The organism is Aurantimonas sp. A3-2-R12, from assembly GCF_036016755.1.
Classification (GTDB): domain Bacteria; phylum Pseudomonadota; class Alphaproteobacteria; order Rhizobiales; family Rhizobiaceae; genus Aurantimonas; species Aurantimonas coralicida_A.
The window spans coordinates 13486-30899 of the sequence record NZ_JAYXIH010000019.1; the positions used below are offsets into that span (position 1 = coordinate 13486).

Sequence of the window (17414 nt, forward strand, 5' to 3'; positions counted from 1 at the left end):
TCCGTCTATCACTTAACGAAAACGACATATCCTGGCGTGCCGCCACCTTCTATAGTACACGGGACCGTGGAGTGGCAGAGGACGTCGTCGCGCGTCAGAGCTTCTATTTGTATCTTGATATAGTACCGCCCAGGATCGCTCATTCCATTTTCTTTTTTTGCATAAGTACGCCAGTCAAAATATTTCGGCTCGTTGATTTCCTCACTTTCCTTGCGGAACTCTACCTGTAGCTTATCCAAATCGATACCGCTTTTTAAAGGAAAAGTCTCTATTTCTGAAACCCCCATTATGTCACTTTTATATATAGATACAAATATTTTTGCTTCTTTTATACCATTGTTTTGCCATTTAGTCACCAGCTCATTGCTTCCTTGAAGGCGGAACCATATATATACCGGGCTGTCTACATCGATATATTGATACGAAAATCTATAATTATCTCCTCCTTTTGGGCATCTTTCCCTCGGTTCTTCCTCGGAAATATTTATTTCTGTTACCGTTATTTGATATCTATCTCGGTCTGTTTCGTCTGTACTGAAGTATTTCTGCTGTGGGCAGCTTGGCTCAGATGCCCCATCAGCGGTAGCCATCAGAACGACCGCCCATGCCGCTACTGATTGGATAGGGAACCGCCTCTTCGCCAGACACTTTCGTAGGCGCTGCATTTTCCGAACTCCTATCCACCATGGGTGCGTACTAAACTCCTACTTCTTCCTCTTGGTCAAGATAGGGACCAGAACCCGGCCTTGTAAGGTTGGGAGATTTTCTGGTCTATACTCCTAGGCTGTTCCTGCTCAATTATATCGCGTGCCGCGCACCATGGAACTTGAATTCGCATGTTGAACCTCACCACTTCGGCGCTGGAGGAGTGCGCAAAATTTCATCTCGCCATGACGACCGATCACAATGTATGCAGGTATGAAGTGAACCACGAGGACGACTACATGGACGAGCGCCCGTTCATCCGCGACGACGACCGATCCGACGATGGGATCGGCAAGCGCGAGCCTTTGCGCCCGGGGCGGATGGGGGAACTCGCCAGCCTGCCGGTGTTCTTCGACCTCGGCACCAAGCGTGTCGTCATGGCCGGCGGCTCGGCGGGCGCAGCCTGGAAGGCGGAGCTGCTGGCCTCGGCCGGGGCGCAGGTCGACCTCTATGCGCCGGCCGACGACCTCGACGCGGAGATGGCCGAGCTTCTTGCGGTGCCGCCGGTTTCGGGCCGCATCCTTCATCACGATCGGCCGTGGTCGGCCGACATCTTCGCCGGTGCGGCGATCGCCGTCGCCGACGTCGCGACCGAGGCCGAGGCACAGGCCTTCTATTGCGCGGCCAAGGCCGCGGGCGTTCCGGTCAATGTCGTCGACAAGCCGGCCTTCTGCGATTTCCGCTTCGGCTCGATCGTCAACCGTTCGCCGGTCGTCATCGGCATTGCCACCGACGGCGCCGCGCCGATCCTCGGCCAGGCGATCCGCCGGCGCATCGAGACGCTGCTGCCACCGGCACTCGCGGGCTGGGCGGCGCTCGCCTCGAAAATCCGCGCGGATGTGATGGACCGGCTGGCGCCGGGGCCTCTGCGTCGTGCCTTCTGGGAGCGATTCGCCGACCGCGCCTTTACGACTCGCGCGCCAGACGCCAACGCCGAGAGCGACGCCCAGGACTTCGTCGCCGATCTTGCCCGCTCTCCGCAAGCCGGCGGGCGCGTGACGCTGGTCGGCGCCGGGCCCGGCGAAGCCGAGTTGTTGACGCTGAAGGCCGTGCGCGCCTTGCAGGCAGCCGACGTCATCCTGTTCGACGACCTCGTGTCCGACGACATTCTGGAGCTGGCTCGCCGCGAGGCCAAACGGATGCTGGTCGGCAAGCGCGCCGCCCGCGAGAGCTGCCGCCAGGAAGACATCAACCGGATGATGGTGCAGTTCGCCAAGGCGGGCAAACACGTCGTGCGGCTGAAATCCGGCGATGTCTCGGTGTTCGGCCGGGCCGGCGAGGAACTCGACGAACTGCATCGCGAGAACATCCCGGTCGCGATCGTGCCGGGCATCACCGCGGCCTCGGCGCTGGCCGCGACGTTCGGCGTTTCGCTGACCCACCGCGACCGCGCCCAACAGGTGCGCTTCGTCACCGGGCACTCCAAGCAGGGCGATCTGCCGGAGGATCTCGACTGGCGGGCGCTGGCCGACGATCACGCCACCACGATCTTCTACATGGGCGGCCGGATGGCGCCGAAGATCGCCGCGCGGCTGATCGCCAACGGTCTGCCGGAGACGACGCCGGTGGCGGTCGCGGCGAATCTCTCCCGCGACGACGAAACCAAGGCCGCCGGCACGCTCGCCGATCTCGGCGCGATCGTCGCTCAGATCGGCGTCGACCGGCCGATCCTCATCGGCGTCGGCCGGGTGTTCGCCGAGCACGCGCGCGCCGCCGCGACAGAACACACGGAAGCCGCTGAAGCGATGTCCGGCTGACCGGTCTCGCTCGTCCGCGCTTCACACCCCCGGATCGATCTGCACCGTCGAGCGATCGAGGACTTCGCGCAACGCGAAGGACGAGTTGATCCGCACGACATGCGGAAACGCCGACAGATGGGTCTTGTGGATGCGCTCGTAGTCCTCCAGATCGCGGGCCGCGATCCGCAGGAGATAGTCGTATTCGCCCGACATCAAAAAGCAGACGATCACGTTCGGGCAGCGCTTCGCCGCCGCCTCGAACTCGGCCAATTGGCGCTCGCTCTGGCCGGATAGCCCGATATGCACGAGGACGGTGATCGGATGGCCGAGCGCGCGATTGGACAGCCGGGCATGATAGCTAAGAATTGCGCCGGTCGCCTCCAGCCGGTCGAGCCGGCGGGAACAGGCCGACGGCGACAAGCCGACCCGTTCGGCGAGGGTGTTGTTGGTCAGTCGCCCTTCGCGCTCCAAAGCACGCATAATGGCAAGGTCAAATCGGTCCAAGGCGTCCATGCACGGGATTTTTGCGCCTAACACCAATGTGACGCAAGTTCGTTGTGCAACCTCCCGTCAAACGCCTCAATTTCGAAAGGACATTGCGACCGCTTCCGGCGAAATCTGCGAGATCGCCCAGAGGAGGACCATCATGCGCGTCGGCTGCCCGAAAGAGATCAAGAACCACGAATACCGCGTCGGCCTGACGCCGTCGGCGGCCCGCGAATACGTCGCCCAGGGCCATGAGGTGCTCATCGAGACCGGCGCCGGAGCGGGCATCGACGCCAGCGACGCCGATTACCAGGCTGCGGGCGCGACGATCGCCGCCGATGCCGCTGAAATCTTCAAGGCCGCCGACATGGTGGTGAAGGTCAAGGAGCCGCAGCCGAACGAGTGGGCGCAGCTGCGCGAGGGCCAGATCCTCTACACCTATCTCCACCTCGCGCCGGACCCGAAGCAGACCGAGGGATTGCTCGCTTCGGGCGTGACCGCGATCGCCTACGAGACCGTCACCGACGGGCGCGGCGGCTTGCCGCTGCTGGCGCCGATGTCGGAGGTCGCGGGCCGACTGTCGATCCAGGCCGCGGCCCGGGCTCTCGAAAAGGCCCATGGCGGGCGCGGCGTGTTGCTCGGCGGCGTCCCCGGCGTCGCCCCCGGCAAGATCGTCATCATCGGTGGCGGCGTCGTCGGCAAGGAAGCGGCCAAGATGGCGATCGGCCTCGGCGCCGACGTCACCATCCTCGACCGTTCGATCCAGCGTCTGCGCGACCTCGACGACCTCTTCGCCGGCCGCGTCCATACGCGCTATTCGACCAAGACGGCGATCGAGGAAGAAGTGTTCGCCGCCGACGCCGTGATCGGCGCGGTGCTCATCCCCGGAGCCTCGGCGCCAAAGCTCGTCACCCGCGAGATGCTCTCCGGTATGAAAAAGGGCGCGGTGCTGGTCGATGTCGCCATCGACCAGGGCGGCTGCTTCGAGACCTCGCACGCGACGACTCACGCCGAACCGACCTTCGAGATCGACGGCGTCGTGCATTACTGCGTCGCCAACATGCCGGGCGCCGTGCCGATCACCTCGGCGCACGCGCTCAACAACGCGACGCTGCCCTTCGGCCTGGCGCTGGCCAACCGCAGGCTCGAGGCGTTGTCGGCCGACCCACACCTGATGCACGGGCTCAATGTCCATCGTGGTCAGATCACCAACCGGGCCGTCGCCGAATCGCTCGGCCGGGCGATGATCGACGCCAACCAGGCGCTAGCCGCCTGAGGCAGCGCTAAGCGGTCAGTCGGCCGGTTCGCGCGCCGTCATCTGCCGCTGGCGCTCGCGCAGCGCCGCGGCTTTCTCCCCGGTGAGGCGGTCGATGCAATGCGGGCAGGAGACGCCGTCCTCGTAGGCCGGCGATGCCTGATCGTCGGGCGAGAGGGGTGCCCCGCAGCCGAAACACGCGGCCCAGTCGGTCGCCTCCAGCCCGTGGCCGACGGCGACCCGCCCGTCGAAGACGTAGCAATCGCCCCGCCAGCGGCTGTCGTCTTCCGGCACCTCCTCGAGATATTTCAGGATGCCGCCCCTGAGGTGGAAAACGCTCTCGAACCCCTTCGACAGCATGTAGGCCGAGGCCTTTTCGCAGCGGATGCCGCCCGTGCAGAACATCGCAACCTTTCGATGGGCCTTCGGGTCGAGGCTGGCCGCGACGAAATCCTTGAATTCGGTGAAATTGTCGATGCCGGGGTCGATCGCCCCCTCGAAGCCGCCGACCTTGGTCTCGTAACGGTTGCGGGTGTCGACGACGACCACCTCCGGATCGGCAATCAGCGCGTTCCAGTCCTGCGCTTCGACATAGGTGCCGACTTGCATCGACGGATTGGCCTCGGGCGCGCGCATGGTGATGATCTCGGGCCGGATGCGGATCTTCAGCCGCGCGAAAAGCCAGACATCGGCTTCGGAGAATTTGACCTCGCCGCGCCGGATGCCGCAGCGGCGGTCGAGTTCGTCGATGATCGCGGCGATCGCCGGCTTCGTTCCGGCGATGGTGCCGTTGACACCCTCGGGCGCGATCAGAATCGTACCGCGTGCCTCGCGCTCGGCGCAAAATCGCGCGAGCGCCGACTTGAGCGACGGCAGATCATCGAGCGGGACGAACCGGTAGAAGGCAGCGACGGTGAACGGCATGCCGCCTCATAGCGCCACGAGTCGCGCCTGACAAATGCGCGGTCGCGCCAGCGTTCCTCCAGCGGTGTCGGCCTGTGTCCGGGCGATCGGCGAATTTTCTCCCGCGTTGCGGTGACGGCCGACCGGAAGATGATAAGAGAGGGAAACGAATCCCGCCACCTGCTCGCAACCCTTCGGAGTTCCATCGCCCGTGCTCGACCGTGTCATCGGCGTCGTGCTGATCGTCACCGCCTTTGCCGTCCTCCTGCGCGAATGGACCGGCGACGCGACGGCGTCGATGGTCGGCTCGGCAGGGATCGTGGCATTTCTCGCGCTTGCCGCGCCCCGCGCGCGTCCGTCGCGGCAGGCTTTCGTCGCGGCCGGCCTCGGCCTTGTCGCGGCCGCCGTCATTTTCCGGCCCGACTGGCAAGACATCGCGCTTCGCGGACTCGCCCAGGGATCGTTCATCGCGGCATTCTTCATCGCCCTCGCCTCGCTGCGCAATCCTGCCTCGACCTCGCCGGCGATCGCGCGCTGCGGGCAGTATCTGGCGACGCAGCCGCCGGGCAAGCGCTATCTGGCCCTGACGATCGGCGGCCACCTGTTCGCGCTCATCCTCAATTACGGCGCGATCTCGCTGCTCGGCGGCCTGACGGAAAGCATCGCGAATCGGGAGACCAACGCGCAGATTCGCGAGATCCGCAACCGACGCATGCTTTTGGCCATCCAGCGCGGCTTCGTCGCCACCCTGGCGTGGTCGCCGCTCGCCTTTGCCATGGCGATCACCACCTCGATCATCCCGGGCTCCTCTTGGAGCGGCGCGGCGGGCTTCGCGATTCTCAACGCCGTCCTGGTGACCTTCGTCGGCTGGGCGCTGGATTCGCTCTACAAGCCAAAGCTCTCGCAGCCGCGCCCGGCACGCGCGAAGCCGATCGGCAGCTGGCGCGACCTGAAGCCGCTGCTGGCGCTGTTGCTGCTGCTGTTTTCCGGCGTGGCGGCGCTCGAGCTTTTGACCGGCCTGCGGATGATCGCGGTGGTCATGCTGCTGGTCCCGACGCTGGCCGTCGGCTGGCTGTTCGTCCAGACGCGGGGGCCGGAGGGTACCGCGCGGCGCTGGCTCACCCATCTGCGGAACTTTACGATCGCTGAGGTACCATCCTACCATTCGGAGCTCGTCCTCTTGGTCATGGCAGGGTTCATCGGCACGGTCGGCAGCGCGTTGCTGCAGCCATTGATGGAAAGCCAACCAGCCGGTCTTGCCGCGCTTCCTGGCCCGCTCGTCCTGGTCGCATTGGTCTGGTTCATCCCGCTGCTCGGCCAGATCGGCATGAACCCTCTGCTGTCGGTTTCGCTGCTCGCCCCGTTGCTTCCGTCCGCCGAAGCCCTGGGGGTCTCGCCGAACGCCATCATCGTCGCGCTGACCGCCGGCTGGGCGTTGACCGGCGCGTCGTCGCCCTTCACGGCGACGACCATGCTGGTCGGCCGGCTTGGCCATGCCAGCGCGCTCCATGTGGGCCTGGTGTGGAACCGCGGCTTCAACCTCGTCGCCGGACTGGCGCTTTCGCTGTCGGTGCTCGTTGCGGCGATGCTGTGACTATTCCACTTTGGCCCGGATAGACGGCAAGCGCTTTCCCGCACGCGGCGATTGCACTACTTCAAGCGGCGTCCTGCACGCCGACGCCCAACCCCTCCGGTCGAGACGAACGGCTCCATATTTTCCCGAAAGCTTTCTTGGCGATGGAATTTCTGACGGCAGAATCCCTGACGGCGCTGGCGCAGGTCATCATGATCGATCTGGTGCTCGCCGGCGACAATGCCGTGGTGATCGGTCTCGCCGCGGCCGGCCTGCCAGCCGCGCAACGCGGCAAGGCGATCCTCGTCGGCATCATCGCCGCCACGGTGCTGCGCATCGGCTTCGCCACGGTCACGACGCAGCTGATCGAGATCGTCGGCCTGCTTTTGGCCGGAGGGCTGCTGCTGCTCTGGGTGAGTTGGAAGATGTGGCAGGAGCTGCGGGTGCCGGACCCCGCCGCCGAAGCCGCGCTCTATGGCGACAGCGCAAGCCTGGCACCGCGCAAGTCGCTCAGCCAGGCGATCTGGCAGATCGTCCTCGCCGACGTCTCGATGTCGCTCGACAACGTGCTCGCCGTCGCCGGCGCGGCCCGCGAGCACCTCTGGGTACTTGTGCTCGGCCTGATCCTGTCGATCGCGCTGATGGGCCTCGCCGCGACGCTGATCGCGCGGCTGCTCGGCCGCTATCGCTGGATCGGCTATATCGGCCTGGTGATCATCCTCTATGTCGCGCTGAAGATGATCTACGAAGGCTGGCAGGAGACTGCGCCGTACCTGCTGGGCTGAAGCCGGCGACAGGCGAAAGCGAGGCGACGGTCGGGCGCCCGTGGTGGCGTTAGCGGGTCCTGCGAGGTGAGCCGCCGAGGCCGGAAAACATGGCTAATCCTGAATTAATTTGCCTTTAACGAATCATCCGGTTGAACGGCGCGACTCGATTCGGCGCGGTTTTGTTCGAATGATGTTCTTGTTTCATTCTCAAAACCATGCTTACCTTGAGGCATTCTTGGTCAAGGCGGCCGTCTCACCGCTGTGGGTACAGGCCGCCGGTTCGAGGGGTGACCCCATGGTGTCGCGCGTCAAGACCGTCGCGTTTCAGGGAATCGAGGCCGTCCCGGTCGACGTCCAGGTCATGGTCGCCCCCGGCAAGGTCGGCATCCAGATCGTCGGCCTGCCCGACAAGGCCGTCGCCGAAAGCCGGGAGCGAGTCCAGGCGGCGCTGCACGCCTCGGGCCTGTCGATGCCGCCCAAGAAGGTCACCGTCAACCTCGCGCCGGCCGACCTGCCCAAGGAGGGCAGCCACTACGACCTGCCGATCGCGCTCGGACTGATGGCGGCGCTCGGCGCGATCCCCTCCGACGCGCTCGCCGGCTACGTCGTTCTCGGCGAATTGTCGCTCGATGGCATGCTGACGGCGGTGGCCGGGACGCTGCCGGCGGCGATCGGGGCCAACGCCATCGGTCTCGGGCTGATCTGCCCGGCCGATTGTGGCGCGGAAGCCGCCTGGGCAAGCGGCGACATGGACATCATTGCCGCCCGCAGCCTGATCCAGATCGCCAATCATTTTCGCGGCACCCAGATCGTCGCGCGGCCGGAACCGGCGGTCAGGGCCGCGCCCGCCAACCTGCCGGACCTCTCCGAGATCAAGGGGCAGACGGTCGCCAAACGGGCGCTCGAAATCGCCGCCGCGGGCGGCCACAATCTCCTGATGGTCGGACCGCCCGGCTCCGGCAAGTCGATGCTCGCCCAGCGGCTGCCCTCGATCCTGCCGGCGCTGACCCCCAAGGAACTTCTCGAGGTCTCGATGATCGCCTCGATCGCCGGAGAACTTTCCGGCGGCAAGCTCTCCGACCGGCGCCCGTTCCGCGCGCCGCATCATTCCGCCTCCATGGCCGCGATGGTCGGCGGCGGCTTGCGCGCCCGGCCCGGCGAGGTGTCGCTCGCCCATCGCGGCGTCCTCTTCCTCGACGAGTTTCCCGAATTCTCGCCGGTGGTGCTCGACTCGCTGCGGCAGCCGCTCGAAGCGGGTGAAAGTGTCATCGCGCGAGCCAATCACCGGGTGACCTATCCGGCCAAGATGCAGCTGGTCGCGGCGATGAACCCCTGTCGCTGCGGCATGGCGGGCGAGCCCGGCCGCTCCTGCGCGCGTGGGGCCCGCTGCGCGGCCGATTATCAGGCGCGGATCTCAGGCCCGCTGATGGACCGGATCGATCTGCGCGTCGACGTGCCGGCGGTCACCGCCGCCGACATGATCCGGCCGCAACCGTCCGAGACGTCAGAGGCGGTCAAGGCTCGGGTGGCGGCGGCCCGCGCACTCCAGATCGAGCGTTACGAGGCCGTGGGCCTGTCCGGAGCGACGGTCAACGCCCATTGCTCGGCCGCCCTCATCGAGACGATCGCCGAGCCCGACGCCGAGGGCCTGAAGCTTCTGCGGGACGCCGCCGAGCAGATGAAGTTCTCGGCCCGCGCCTATCACCGCATCCTGAAGGTCGCCCGCACCCTCGCCGATCTCGACCAGAACGAAACCGTCAGGCGCATTCACCTTGCCGAGGCGATCTCCTACCGCGTCGCAGGCGAGCGGCTGGCGGCGGCGGCATGAGCGCGGAAGCGCCATCGCCGGCAGCCGCCGAGGCCGTTGCCCGGCGCAGTCGCGCGTCAGCCGCGCAGCGTGCCGCCGGTGACTTTTTCGACCTGGGCGACGATCCTGGCCGAGACCGCTTCCAAATCTTCGTCGGTCAGCGTTCGGTCGGCCGGATTGAGCGTCACCTCGATGGCGACGGACTTCTTGCCTTCGCCGAGCGCCGCGCCCGAAAAGACGTCGAAGACGCGCACCTCGCCGACCAGCTTCCTGTCGGCGCCCTCGGCGGCGCGCACGAGCTTCAGCGCCTCCACGCCGGCATCGACGACGAAGGCGAAGTCGCGGCGCACCGGCTGGAACGGCGACAGGGTCAGCACCGGCTTGGTGCGGGTGGCCTTGCGCTTGGGCTCGGGGATCGCGTCGAGGAACACCTCGAAGCCGCAGAACGCGCCGGCAGCGTCGATCTGCTTCAAGGTTTTGGGATGAAACTCGCCGAACTCGGCGAGGATCACTTTCGGGCCGAGCTTGATACGGCCGGACCGACCGGGATGAAACCAATCGCTCGCGGGCGCTTCGATCATCAGCCGGTCGACGGGCGCGCCGGCCGCTTCCAGCGCGGCGATGGCGTCAGCCTTGGCCTCAAAGACGAAGACGGCGGGGGCGTTGCCATCCCAGGACCGTCCCGCGCCGCTGTGCACGGCCGTCCCGCGCCGCACGCCGCCGGCGACGCGCATCTGGCCGTCCGGCTCGTCGGAGGCGTAGACCGCCGCCACCTCGAACAGGGCGGTGTCGCCATAGCCCCGGGCAGCGTTGCGGCTTGCGGCCGCGATCAGGCCCGGCAGCAGCGAAGGCCGCATGTCGGACATGTCCGCCGAGATCGGATTTTCCAGCTTCAGCGCCTCAGTGCCGCCGCCGAAAGCCATGGCGTGGTTCTCGGGAATGAAGCTGTAGTTCACGGTCTCGACCATGCCGCGCGCGGCCAGCGCCCGGCGGGCGGCACGGTCGCGGATCTGCGGAACGGTGAGGATGCGGGTGTTGACGGAAGCCGCGGCCGCCAGCGGCTGGGGTTCGATCGTCTCGACGCCGGTGAGGCGCATGATTTCCTCGACCAGGTCGGCCTTGCCGTCGATGTCGGGCCGCCAACTCGGAACCGTCACGCTCGCCGCCGCGTCGTCGCTCGACACACCGAAGCCGAGCCGCTTCAAGATGGCCACCTGCTCGTCCGGCGTGACGGTCAGCCCGGTCAGCCGCTCGACTTCGCCGAAGGGCAACGGGATCGACAGCGTCTCGCGCTCGGCTTCAGCGACGATTGTGCGCTTCGAGGGCGTGCCGCCGCAGATGTCGAGGACCAGACGCGTCGCAAGATCCAGCCCCGGCTCCATGAAGGCCGGGTCGACGCCGCGTTCGAAGCGGTAGCGGGCATCGGTGATGATGCCGAGCGTCCGGCCGGTGCGGGCGATGTCGACCGGCTCCCAGAGCGCCGATTCAATAAGGACGTTAGTGGTCGCCGCGTCGCAGCCGGACTGCTCGCCGCCCATGATGCCGGCGATCGATTCCACGCCGTTGTCGTCGGCGATGACGCACATGCCGTCGGCGAGTGTGTAGGTGCGGCCGTCCAGCGCCAGCACCGCCTCGCCGGCCCTGGCGTCGCGCACGGTGAGGTCGCCCGCCACCTTGGCCGCGTCGAAGACGTGCAGGGGCCGGCCGCGGTCGAAGGTGACGTAGTTGGTGATGTCGACGAGGGCGTTGATCGGGCGAAGTCCGATCGCCCGCAGACGCTTCTGCATCCACTGCGGCGAGGCGCCGTTGGCGACTCCCGCCACCTGGCGGAGCGCGAAGCCGGTGCAGGTGGCGCTCTCGACACGAACGGCGACCGGGCAGTCGCCTTCCCCTTCGATCCGCTCCGACGCCTTCGTCTTCAACGTTCCGAGGCCGGAGGCGGCGAGATCGCGCGCGATGCCGGCAACGCCGGTCGCGTCGGGGCGGTTCGGCGTCAAATTGATCTCGATGACCGGGTCGGCGAGATCGGCATAGTCGGCGAATTTGGCGCCGACTGGTGCGTCTTCCGCCAGATCGATGATCCCGTCATGGCTGTCGGAGAGTTCCAGTTCGCGCTCGGAACACATCATGCCGTGGGATTCGACGCCGCGAATCCGCCCGATCGACAGGGTCGTGTCGATGCCGGGCACATAGGTGCCGGGGATCGCGAGGACGCCGACCAGCCCGGCGCGCGCGTTCGGCGCACCGCAGACGATCTGCATCGGCTTGCCGCCGTTGATGTCGGGTCCGGCCTCGACGGTCAGCACCTTCAGCTTGTCGGCGTCAGGGTGCTTTTCGGCGGAGAGCACCCGCGCGATCCGGAACGGCGCGAACACGGCGCGGTCGTCGACGGCCTCGACCTCCAACCCGATCATCGTCAGGCGTTCGCAGATCTCGGCCAGCGACGCGTCGGTGTCGAGATGGTCCTTGAGCCAGGAGAGGGTGAATTTCATGGGAAGCGATCGTCGGTTGGGTTGCGAGCGGGCCTTGCGGCGCGAAGGATGGATGTCTCGAAGAACGGAGCCGGCGCTCGGCGCAAAACACGCGTCGGGCGCGGCCCTGCTGCGTAGGACGCGAAGGTTGTCCGCGTCAACGGAAAGGTCGCCGGTGGGAGACCACCGGCAACACTCGCCCTACGAGTTCGGGCCGTCGGAGGAAGTGATCTCGCCGGCCACACGACGGACGGCAGCGTTGGCGTGGACGAAGCGATAGGTGAACAGCGCGACGACGGCGAAAATCACATAAAGGAACAACAGCGTTCCCCAACTGAGCGGGGAGTCGAAGCCGAATTTGTCGAGGATTGCCGGCAGGCCGACGCCGGTGAAGAACGAAGCGAGCGCGGCCGGCGTCGGCGGCATCGAGCGATAGTAGAAGGCGAACAGGCCGACGGTCACCAGCGCCACCACGATGCGGCCGAGCGACGACAGCAGCGCGAAGAAGGCACCATCGGCGAACAGCCAGTGGAAAAAATCGACGACAAGCAAGCCGATGATCGCGCCGGCGACGACGGCGATCACTTCGAGGACGATCATGCGCGGGGACATGGCGGGGTTCCGTTGTTGCCTTGAAGGATGTCCATCTGCGGCATTGCGTCAGAAATCAAGGCCGCTCTACGCTGAACCGCCGATATCGCGGCAGGCCATCCTCGATCGCCGGAAAATCCAGCGCCTCGCACAGAAAGGCGTGATGGGTCGGCGGGTAGCATTGCGGCGCGTCCATCGCTCCGAGAACGAAGTAAATGCGATCAGCCAGCCGATCGTCGCGATAGGCGATCGGCGTCCCGCATTCCGGGCAGAAGGAGCGTCTGGCCGGACTGTCGCCATAGTCCTTCTCGCCCGCCGCCTCGAAGGTGACGTCATCGCGGCAGAAGCCTACGAAAGCCAGGACCGGCGCACCGGACGCCTTGCGGCAGTCACGGCAGTGGCAATAGCTGGTGAAAATTGGGTCGGCCGAGGCACGAAAGCGGACGCGTCCGCAACGGCAGCCGCCAGCGTGGCGGACATCAGGGGGCGCTCTTTCGCTCACCTTCCGGCGGCCTTCACATGTTCGGCCAGAACCGCGTTGATCCGCGACTGCCAGCCCGGACCGCCAGCGCGAAAATGATCGATCACCGAGCGGTCGAGCCTCAGGCCGACGCGCTCCTTGGTCGGCGCTTTCTGGGAGCCGCGTTGAGCCCGAAGCCTGGCGAAGGCATCCACGAGCTCGGGATGGACTTCGCGTGCCCGTTTAAAGTGGCGAAAATCCTCCGCCGTCAGTTCGCGGACCTCGCCGTCCTCGTCGGTCAGCGGCGGCCTATCGTCCGGCAGTCTGCTCATAGTCCTCGATCTCCCGGCTATTGGCCTTTCGGAACGAAATGATCCGGACGCAGTCCCGACGGTACGTATAACAGACGACACATACGCGACCGCGGAAATAACCGGTGGAGATCATCCGTGCCTCGCCATAGGGACGCCGATTGTCCTCAACGGTCGTTGCCGTTTCGAACTCGAACTCCACGACATCCGCAAAGTCGAGGCCGCGTTCCAAAAGCGTGCGCCGCCGTTTTTCTTCGTCCCATTCAAGCTCCAATGGCGGCGCCCGTCAATCAAATCGTGGCCACAATCCGATCCGTCAAGAGCTCAAGCCTCCGAACAGGGTTGGCATGTCGAGCGGCCGGAAGCCGTAATGCTCGAGCCAGCGGATGTCGGCGTCGAAGAAGGCGCGCAGATCCGGCATGCCGTATTTCAGCATGGCGAGACGATCGATGCCCATGCCCCAGGCAAAGCCCTGATATTCGTCCGGATCGAGGCCGCCGGAGCGCAAGACGTTCGGATGCACCATGCCGCAGCCCAGGATCTCCATCCAGTCCGAGCCTTCGCCGAACCGCACCTCGCCGGGCTTGGACCGGTCGCACTGGATGTCGACTTCCAGCGAAGGCTCGGTGAACGGGAAGAAGGAGGGGCGGAAGCGCATGTTCAGCGACGGCACCTCGAAGAACGTCTTGCAGAACTCTTCCAGCACCCACTTCATATTGGCGACATTGGCTGTCTTGTCGACGACCAACCCCTCGACCTGATGGAACATCGGCGAATGGGTCGCATCGGAATCCTGCCGATAGGTCTTGCCCGGAATGACGATGCGGATCGGCGGCTTCTGGCTCTCCATGGTGCGGATCTGCACGGGCGAAGTGTGGGTGCGCAGCACCTTGCGTTCGCCCGCCGCGTTCGCCTTCAGGAAGAAGGTGTCGTGCATTTCGCGGGCCGGGTGGCCTTCGGGAAAATTCAGCGCGGTGAAATTGTAGTAGTCGGTCTCGATGTCCGGACCTTCGGCGATGGCAAAGCCCATGTCGGCGAAGATCGCGGTGATCTCGTCGACGACCTGGCTGATCGGATGGATGCGCCCGCGCGCCGCCGGGCTCGGACGCACCGGCAAGGTGACGTCGACCCGCTCGGCGGCGAGCCGCGCCGCGATCGCCACGTCAGCCAATTGCTCGCGCCGTGTCGCGATCGCCGCCTGGACCCTATCGCGCAGCCCATTGAGCCTGGGACCCGCCTCGCGGCGCTCCTCCGGGCTCATCTTGCCGAGGCCTTTCAGCATCTCGGAAATGCGGCCCTTCTTGCCGAGCTCGGCAAGCCGGATCGCCTCCAGCGCGGCCTCGTCGCCGGCCGCTGCGATATCGGCCTCGAGCCGTGCTTCGAACGCTTCGGTGTCGCTCACCTGTCACTCCATGCTTTGCCGCGCCGGCGGCCTGGCGGCCTGATTAGCGCTTGCGGCGCGCCGAGGGAAGTCGCCAGCGCCCTCCCGAAACGCGGAAGGCCCGCGCAGCGGTGCGGCGCGGGCCTTCCTGGCGTCATATGCGGCGTGGCTTCAGGCCGCGCGCTTCTCGCCGACGGCGCGCTCGTAGGCGCCTTCGAACTTGCTGTCCTTGAGATAGGCCAGCGCCGACTTCGCCTGCTCGCAGAGAACCGCGAAGGCCTCCGGCTCGTGGATCGCGATGTCGGACAGAACCTTGCGGTCGACCTCGATCCCGGCCTTGCCCAGACCGTCGATGAAGCGGCCATAGGTCAAGCCATGCTCGCGGACGGCGGCGTTGATGCGCTGAATCCACAAAGCGCGGAAATTGCGCTTCTTTACGCGGCGATCGCGCGTGGCGTACTGCTTCGACCGGTCGACGGCGGCCTTGGCGGCGCGGATGGTGTTCTTGCGGCGGCCGTAGAAACCCTTGGCCTGCTTGAGAACCTTCTTGTGCTTGGCATGGGACGTGACGCCCCGTTTCACTCTCGCCATGATCTTGCTCCTGGAATTCTAGAAATGCGCGACGCCGCTCAGCGGTCGTAGGGCATGTAGGTCTTGACGATCCGCTCGTCGGGCTTCGACAAAATCATCGTGCCACGCGAGTCGCGAAGGAAGTCGTTGGAGCGTTTGATCATGCCATGGCGCTTGCCGGCGGCACCCGCCTTCACGCGGCCGGAGGCCGTCATTCTGAAGCGCTTCTTGGCGCTCGCCTTGGTCTTCATCTTGGGCATTTTGCTCTCCTAACGTGAGGATCGCGACTAGACGGGCCACCGTTTCCGGCCTGCTCCGCTCCGGTCTCATTCGGAATTGTCGCGACAGCATTGAGAACCGCCACGGCATGCCCTGCCGGTCGGTTCGCTTGGACGACGGGCTTATAAGGCGCCTCGCAAGCCGACGCAAGAGCCCTCACGCGCGGGCCAACGCGGCGGGACGAAAATCCGCGCCCCTCGCTGGCTCCGATCGCTCCGCCGCTTCCTCGCTTTCCGGCGACTTCTACAACGCGGAATTGGTCCCTTGCCATCCAACACACTCGATGAAAAGATACTGGTGGGGCAAGGGATGGAGAGCAATGACGCTCATTCAATTTCCGGGGCGACTCGGCGATGTCCGGGAAAAAACCGCCCTGGCTTCGATTTGCCCCTGTCACTGGGCGGCGGTTCTAACCTCGTTGGAGCGACTTTTTCCCAGTGCCTCGGCTGTGCTGGAGCGTGTTGGCGCCGGCGCGGCTGATAGCGGGCGATTTTGCGCCGGCAATCCAACGTTACGCCGGATCGTCGGCGCACGATGGGATGCCCAGGGCCTCGATTACCTTTCCGTCGGCACGATCTTTCGGATGAGCGAATTGCCGGAGACCGGCCTGCCCTCGTCCCGGCGACGCGACGACGGCATCGCACATGGCGGGGCAGGGATTGTCCTTCATCGGCGAGCCTCCCGCCTGTGGGTTCTGTCGGTTCAGGTTCCGCTCCCGCTCGGCGATCGATACGACGCGGCCATCGCGACGCTTCTGCGCCGGTTGGCGCCGGATCTGCGACGGTCGTTTCTGATCTCGTACGGCCTTGGCACGACCGAGCAGCCCGACCGGGCGACGATCGAGTCGATCTGGGACGAACTGTCCGTCGGGGTCGTCTTATTGTCGGCAGGCCTGAGGCCCTTAGCCGTGAACACGGCCGCCGAGGAGATCGTCACCACCCGCCGGTTCTTTGCTCCGCTGGGGTGCCGCGGCTCGTTGCGGGCGGCCGTCAACAACGACAATGACCGCCTGCGTCTGGCAGCCAGCCGTATCGTATACGGGGAAAGCGACGTGGAGACCGTCGACCTCAAAGGGGTCCGATGCACGGCTCCGCTGCCTGTCACGCTTCGCGCCGTGGGGCGCGGGACTGGAAGCAGACGGTTCAACGCGTTGGCCAAGGGCGTCGAGGAAACCCTCGTGGCGATCATCGGGGATTGCGAACCATCATACGGCAACACGAATGCGCTGCGCGCCTCGGCGGCAAATCGATAGGCCCACCTAAGCGAAAGGCCGCCAGCGTTCGGCGCCACAGGATCAGGCCGGGATTTCGCCCGGGCGGTCAGGCGAGCGGCGGCAAGGTTTTACATTCCCCGCGCCGCAAGGTGTGTACCGCGGACCCGGATGAGCCGTTCAGCCTCGCGGTGCCAAGACCATCATCATCTGGCGGCCTTCAAGCTTCGGCTCGGCCTCGACCTTCGAGATTTCAGCCGTTTCCTCGCGAACGCGGTTCAGAAGCCGCATGCCGAGTTCCTGATGGGCCATTTCACGCCCACGGAACCGCAACGTGACCTTGACCTTGTCGCCCTCGTCGAAGAAGCGACGGACCGACTTCATCTTGGTCTCGTAGTCGTGTTCATCGATGTTCGGCCGCATCTTGATCTCTTTGACCTCGATGGTCTTCTGGCGCCGTCGCGTCTCAGCGGCCTTCTTCTGGCTCTCGTATTTCAGCTTGCCCAGGTCGAGAATCTTGCAGACCGGCGGATTGGCGGTCGGCACGATCTCGACGAGATCCAACCCCGCGTCCTCGGCCATCGTCAAAGCGTCCTGCGTCGCCACAGGCCCGAGGTTCGTCCCCTCGGTATCGATCAACTGAACCTGCGGAACGCGAATCTCCTTGTTGGAGCGCGGCCCCTCTTTCTGGGTCGGCGGTGCACGAAATGGTCTGCGAATGGTCGTTCTCTCCTGTTATTGACGATCCCGGGTGGGCCATGAAAACGCCAACGGCTGCCGGATTCCCCTGCCTTATGGGAAAACCGAACGTCAAAGTTTCATCACGCGCCCAATCAGCGGCGTCCTCTATAGCATCGACATCGGCGAATGGCACGCCCACCGCGATAAAAAGCTGCCATGACCGTC

Annotated in this window: 18 protein-coding genes; 6 read left to right on the top strand and 12 right to left on the bottom strand. The window is 65.4% G+C overall.

Annotated elements, in window-relative coordinates; translation table 11 throughout:
* Nucleotides 1–8 precede the first annotated feature (8 nt).
* The gene (locus VSX60_RS11510; protein ID WP_327624327.1) at nt 9–590 is read right to left on the bottom strand and encodes a hypothetical protein; all 582 of its coding nucleotides are present in this window, start codon (nt 588–590) and stop codon (nt 9–11) included.
* A 435-nt stretch (nt 591–1025) separates the two neighbouring features.
* Between VSX60_RS11510 and cysG the strand changes: the two genes are divergently transcribed.
* Nucleotides 1026–2462, top strand: coding sequence for a siroheme synthase CysG (gene cysG / locus VSX60_RS11515; RefSeq protein WP_327624402.1), 1437 nt, complete (start codon nt 1026–1028; stop codon nt 2460–2462).
* Between the two features lie 21 nt (nt 2463–2483).
* On the opposite strand, the gene VSX60_RS11520 is transcribed toward cysG, so the two are convergent.
* Complete coding sequence (locus VSX60_RS11520; protein WP_327624328.1) at nt 2484–2957, bottom strand: Lrp/AsnC family transcriptional regulator; 474 nt, start codon at nt 2955–2957, stop codon at nt 2484–2486.
* A gap of 133 nt (nt 2958–3090) precedes the next feature.
* On the opposite strand from VSX60_RS11520, the gene ald reads away from it, so the two are divergent.
* Entirely contained in the window at nt 3091–4206 is a 1116-nt protein-coding gene (ald, locus tag VSX60_RS11525) for an alanine dehydrogenase (RefSeq protein ID WP_327624329.1), read from the top strand.
* Nucleotides 4207–4221: 15 nt separating this feature from the next.
* Here ald and trhO read toward each other — a convergent pair whose 3' ends face one another.
* The gene (trhO, locus tag VSX60_RS11530) at nt 4222–5109 is read right to left on the bottom strand and encodes an oxygen-dependent tRNA uridine(34) hydroxylase TrhO (RefSeq protein WP_327624330.1); all 888 of its coding nucleotides are present in this window, start codon (nt 5107–5109) and stop codon (nt 4222–4224) included.
* A gap of 190 nt (nt 5110–5299) precedes the next feature.
* Here trhO and VSX60_RS11535 point away from each other — a divergent pair, with 190 nt between their 5' ends.
* From VSX60_RS11535 to VSX60_RS11545, 3 genes are all read left to right on the top strand, one after another.
* A complete protein-coding gene (locus VSX60_RS11535; protein ID WP_327624331.1) occupies nt 5300–6682 on the top strand; it encodes a hypothetical protein in 1383 nt (460 codons plus the stop codon).
* 143 nt (nt 6683–6825) lie between these two features.
* Nucleotides 6826–7446 carry a YjbE family putative metal transport protein gene (locus VSX60_RS11540; protein ID WP_327624332.1) on the top strand — a complete coding sequence of 207 codons (621 nt, stop codon included), beginning with the start codon at nt 6826–6828 and terminating at the stop codon, nt 7444–7446.
* A 277-nt stretch (nt 7447–7723) separates the two neighbouring features.
* Nucleotides 7724–9256, top strand: coding sequence for a YifB family Mg chelatase-like AAA ATPase (locus VSX60_RS11545; protein WP_327624333.1), 1533 nt, complete (start codon nt 7724–7726; stop codon nt 9254–9256).
* Nucleotides 9257–9312: 56 nt separating this feature from the next.
* On the opposite strand, the gene pheT is transcribed toward VSX60_RS11545, so the two are convergent.
* From pheT to rpmI, 8 genes are all read right to left on the bottom strand, one after another.
* The gene (pheT, locus tag VSX60_RS11550) at nt 9313–11727 is read right to left on the bottom strand and encodes a phenylalanine--tRNA ligase subunit beta (RefSeq protein ID WP_327624334.1); all 2415 of its coding nucleotides are present in this window, start codon (nt 11725–11727) and stop codon (nt 9313–9315) included.
* A gap of 180 nt (nt 11728–11907) precedes the next feature.
* Nucleotides 11908–12318 carry a hypothetical protein gene (locus tag VSX60_RS11555; RefSeq protein WP_327624335.1) on the bottom strand — a complete coding sequence of 137 codons (411 nt, stop codon included), beginning with the start codon at nt 12316–12318 and terminating at the stop codon, nt 11908–11910.
* 55 nt (nt 12319–12373) lie between these two features.
* Nucleotides 12374–12799, bottom strand: coding sequence for a GFA family protein (locus VSX60_RS11560; RefSeq protein ID WP_327624336.1), 426 nt, complete (start codon nt 12797–12799; stop codon nt 12374–12376).
* Nucleotides 12796–13089 (bottom strand): BrnA antitoxin family protein, encoded by a 294-nt coding sequence (locus tag VSX60_RS11565; protein WP_327624337.1) that lies wholly within the window; start codon nt 13087–13089, stop codon nt 12796–12798. Before VSX60_RS11565 ends, VSX60_RS11560 begins: the two co-directional genes overlap by 4 nt.
* Nucleotides 13067–13342, bottom strand: coding sequence for a BrnT family toxin (locus VSX60_RS22570; protein WP_442873088.1), 276 nt, complete (start codon nt 13340–13342; stop codon nt 13067–13069). The genes VSX60_RS11565 and VSX60_RS22570 overlap by 23 nt, the downstream gene beginning before the upstream one ends.
* A 42-nt stretch (nt 13343–13384) precedes the next feature.
* Complete coding sequence (gene pheS, locus VSX60_RS11570) at nt 13385–14470, bottom strand: phenylalanine--tRNA ligase subunit alpha (RefSeq protein ID WP_327624338.1); 1086 nt, start codon at nt 14468–14470, stop codon at nt 13385–13387.
* Nucleotides 14471–14620: 150 nt separating this feature from the next.
* Nucleotides 14621–15040, bottom strand: a complete 420-nt coding sequence (rplT, locus tag VSX60_RS11575; protein WP_327624340.1) for a 50S ribosomal protein L20 — start codon at nt 15038–15040, stop codon at nt 14621–14623.
* 38 nt (nt 15041–15078) lie between these two features.
* A complete protein-coding gene (rpmI, locus tag VSX60_RS11580) occupies nt 15079–15279 on the bottom strand; it encodes a 50S ribosomal protein L35 (RefSeq protein WP_327624341.1) in 201 nt (66 codons plus the stop codon).
* 338 nt (nt 15280–15617) lie between these two features.
* Between rpmI and VSX60_RS11585 the strand changes: the two genes are divergently transcribed.
* Nucleotides 15618–16550, top strand: a complete 933-nt coding sequence (locus tag VSX60_RS11585; RefSeq protein ID WP_327624342.1) for a hypothetical protein — start codon at nt 15618–15620, stop codon at nt 16548–16550.
* Nucleotides 16551–16688: 138 nt separating this feature from the next.
* On the opposite strand, the gene infC is transcribed toward VSX60_RS11585, so the two are convergent.
* Nucleotides 16689–17228, bottom strand: a complete 540-nt coding sequence (gene infC, locus VSX60_RS11590) for a translation initiation factor IF-3 (RefSeq protein WP_327624404.1) — start codon at nt 17226–17228, stop codon at nt 16689–16691.
* Nucleotides 17229–17414: the final 186 nt, after the last annotated feature.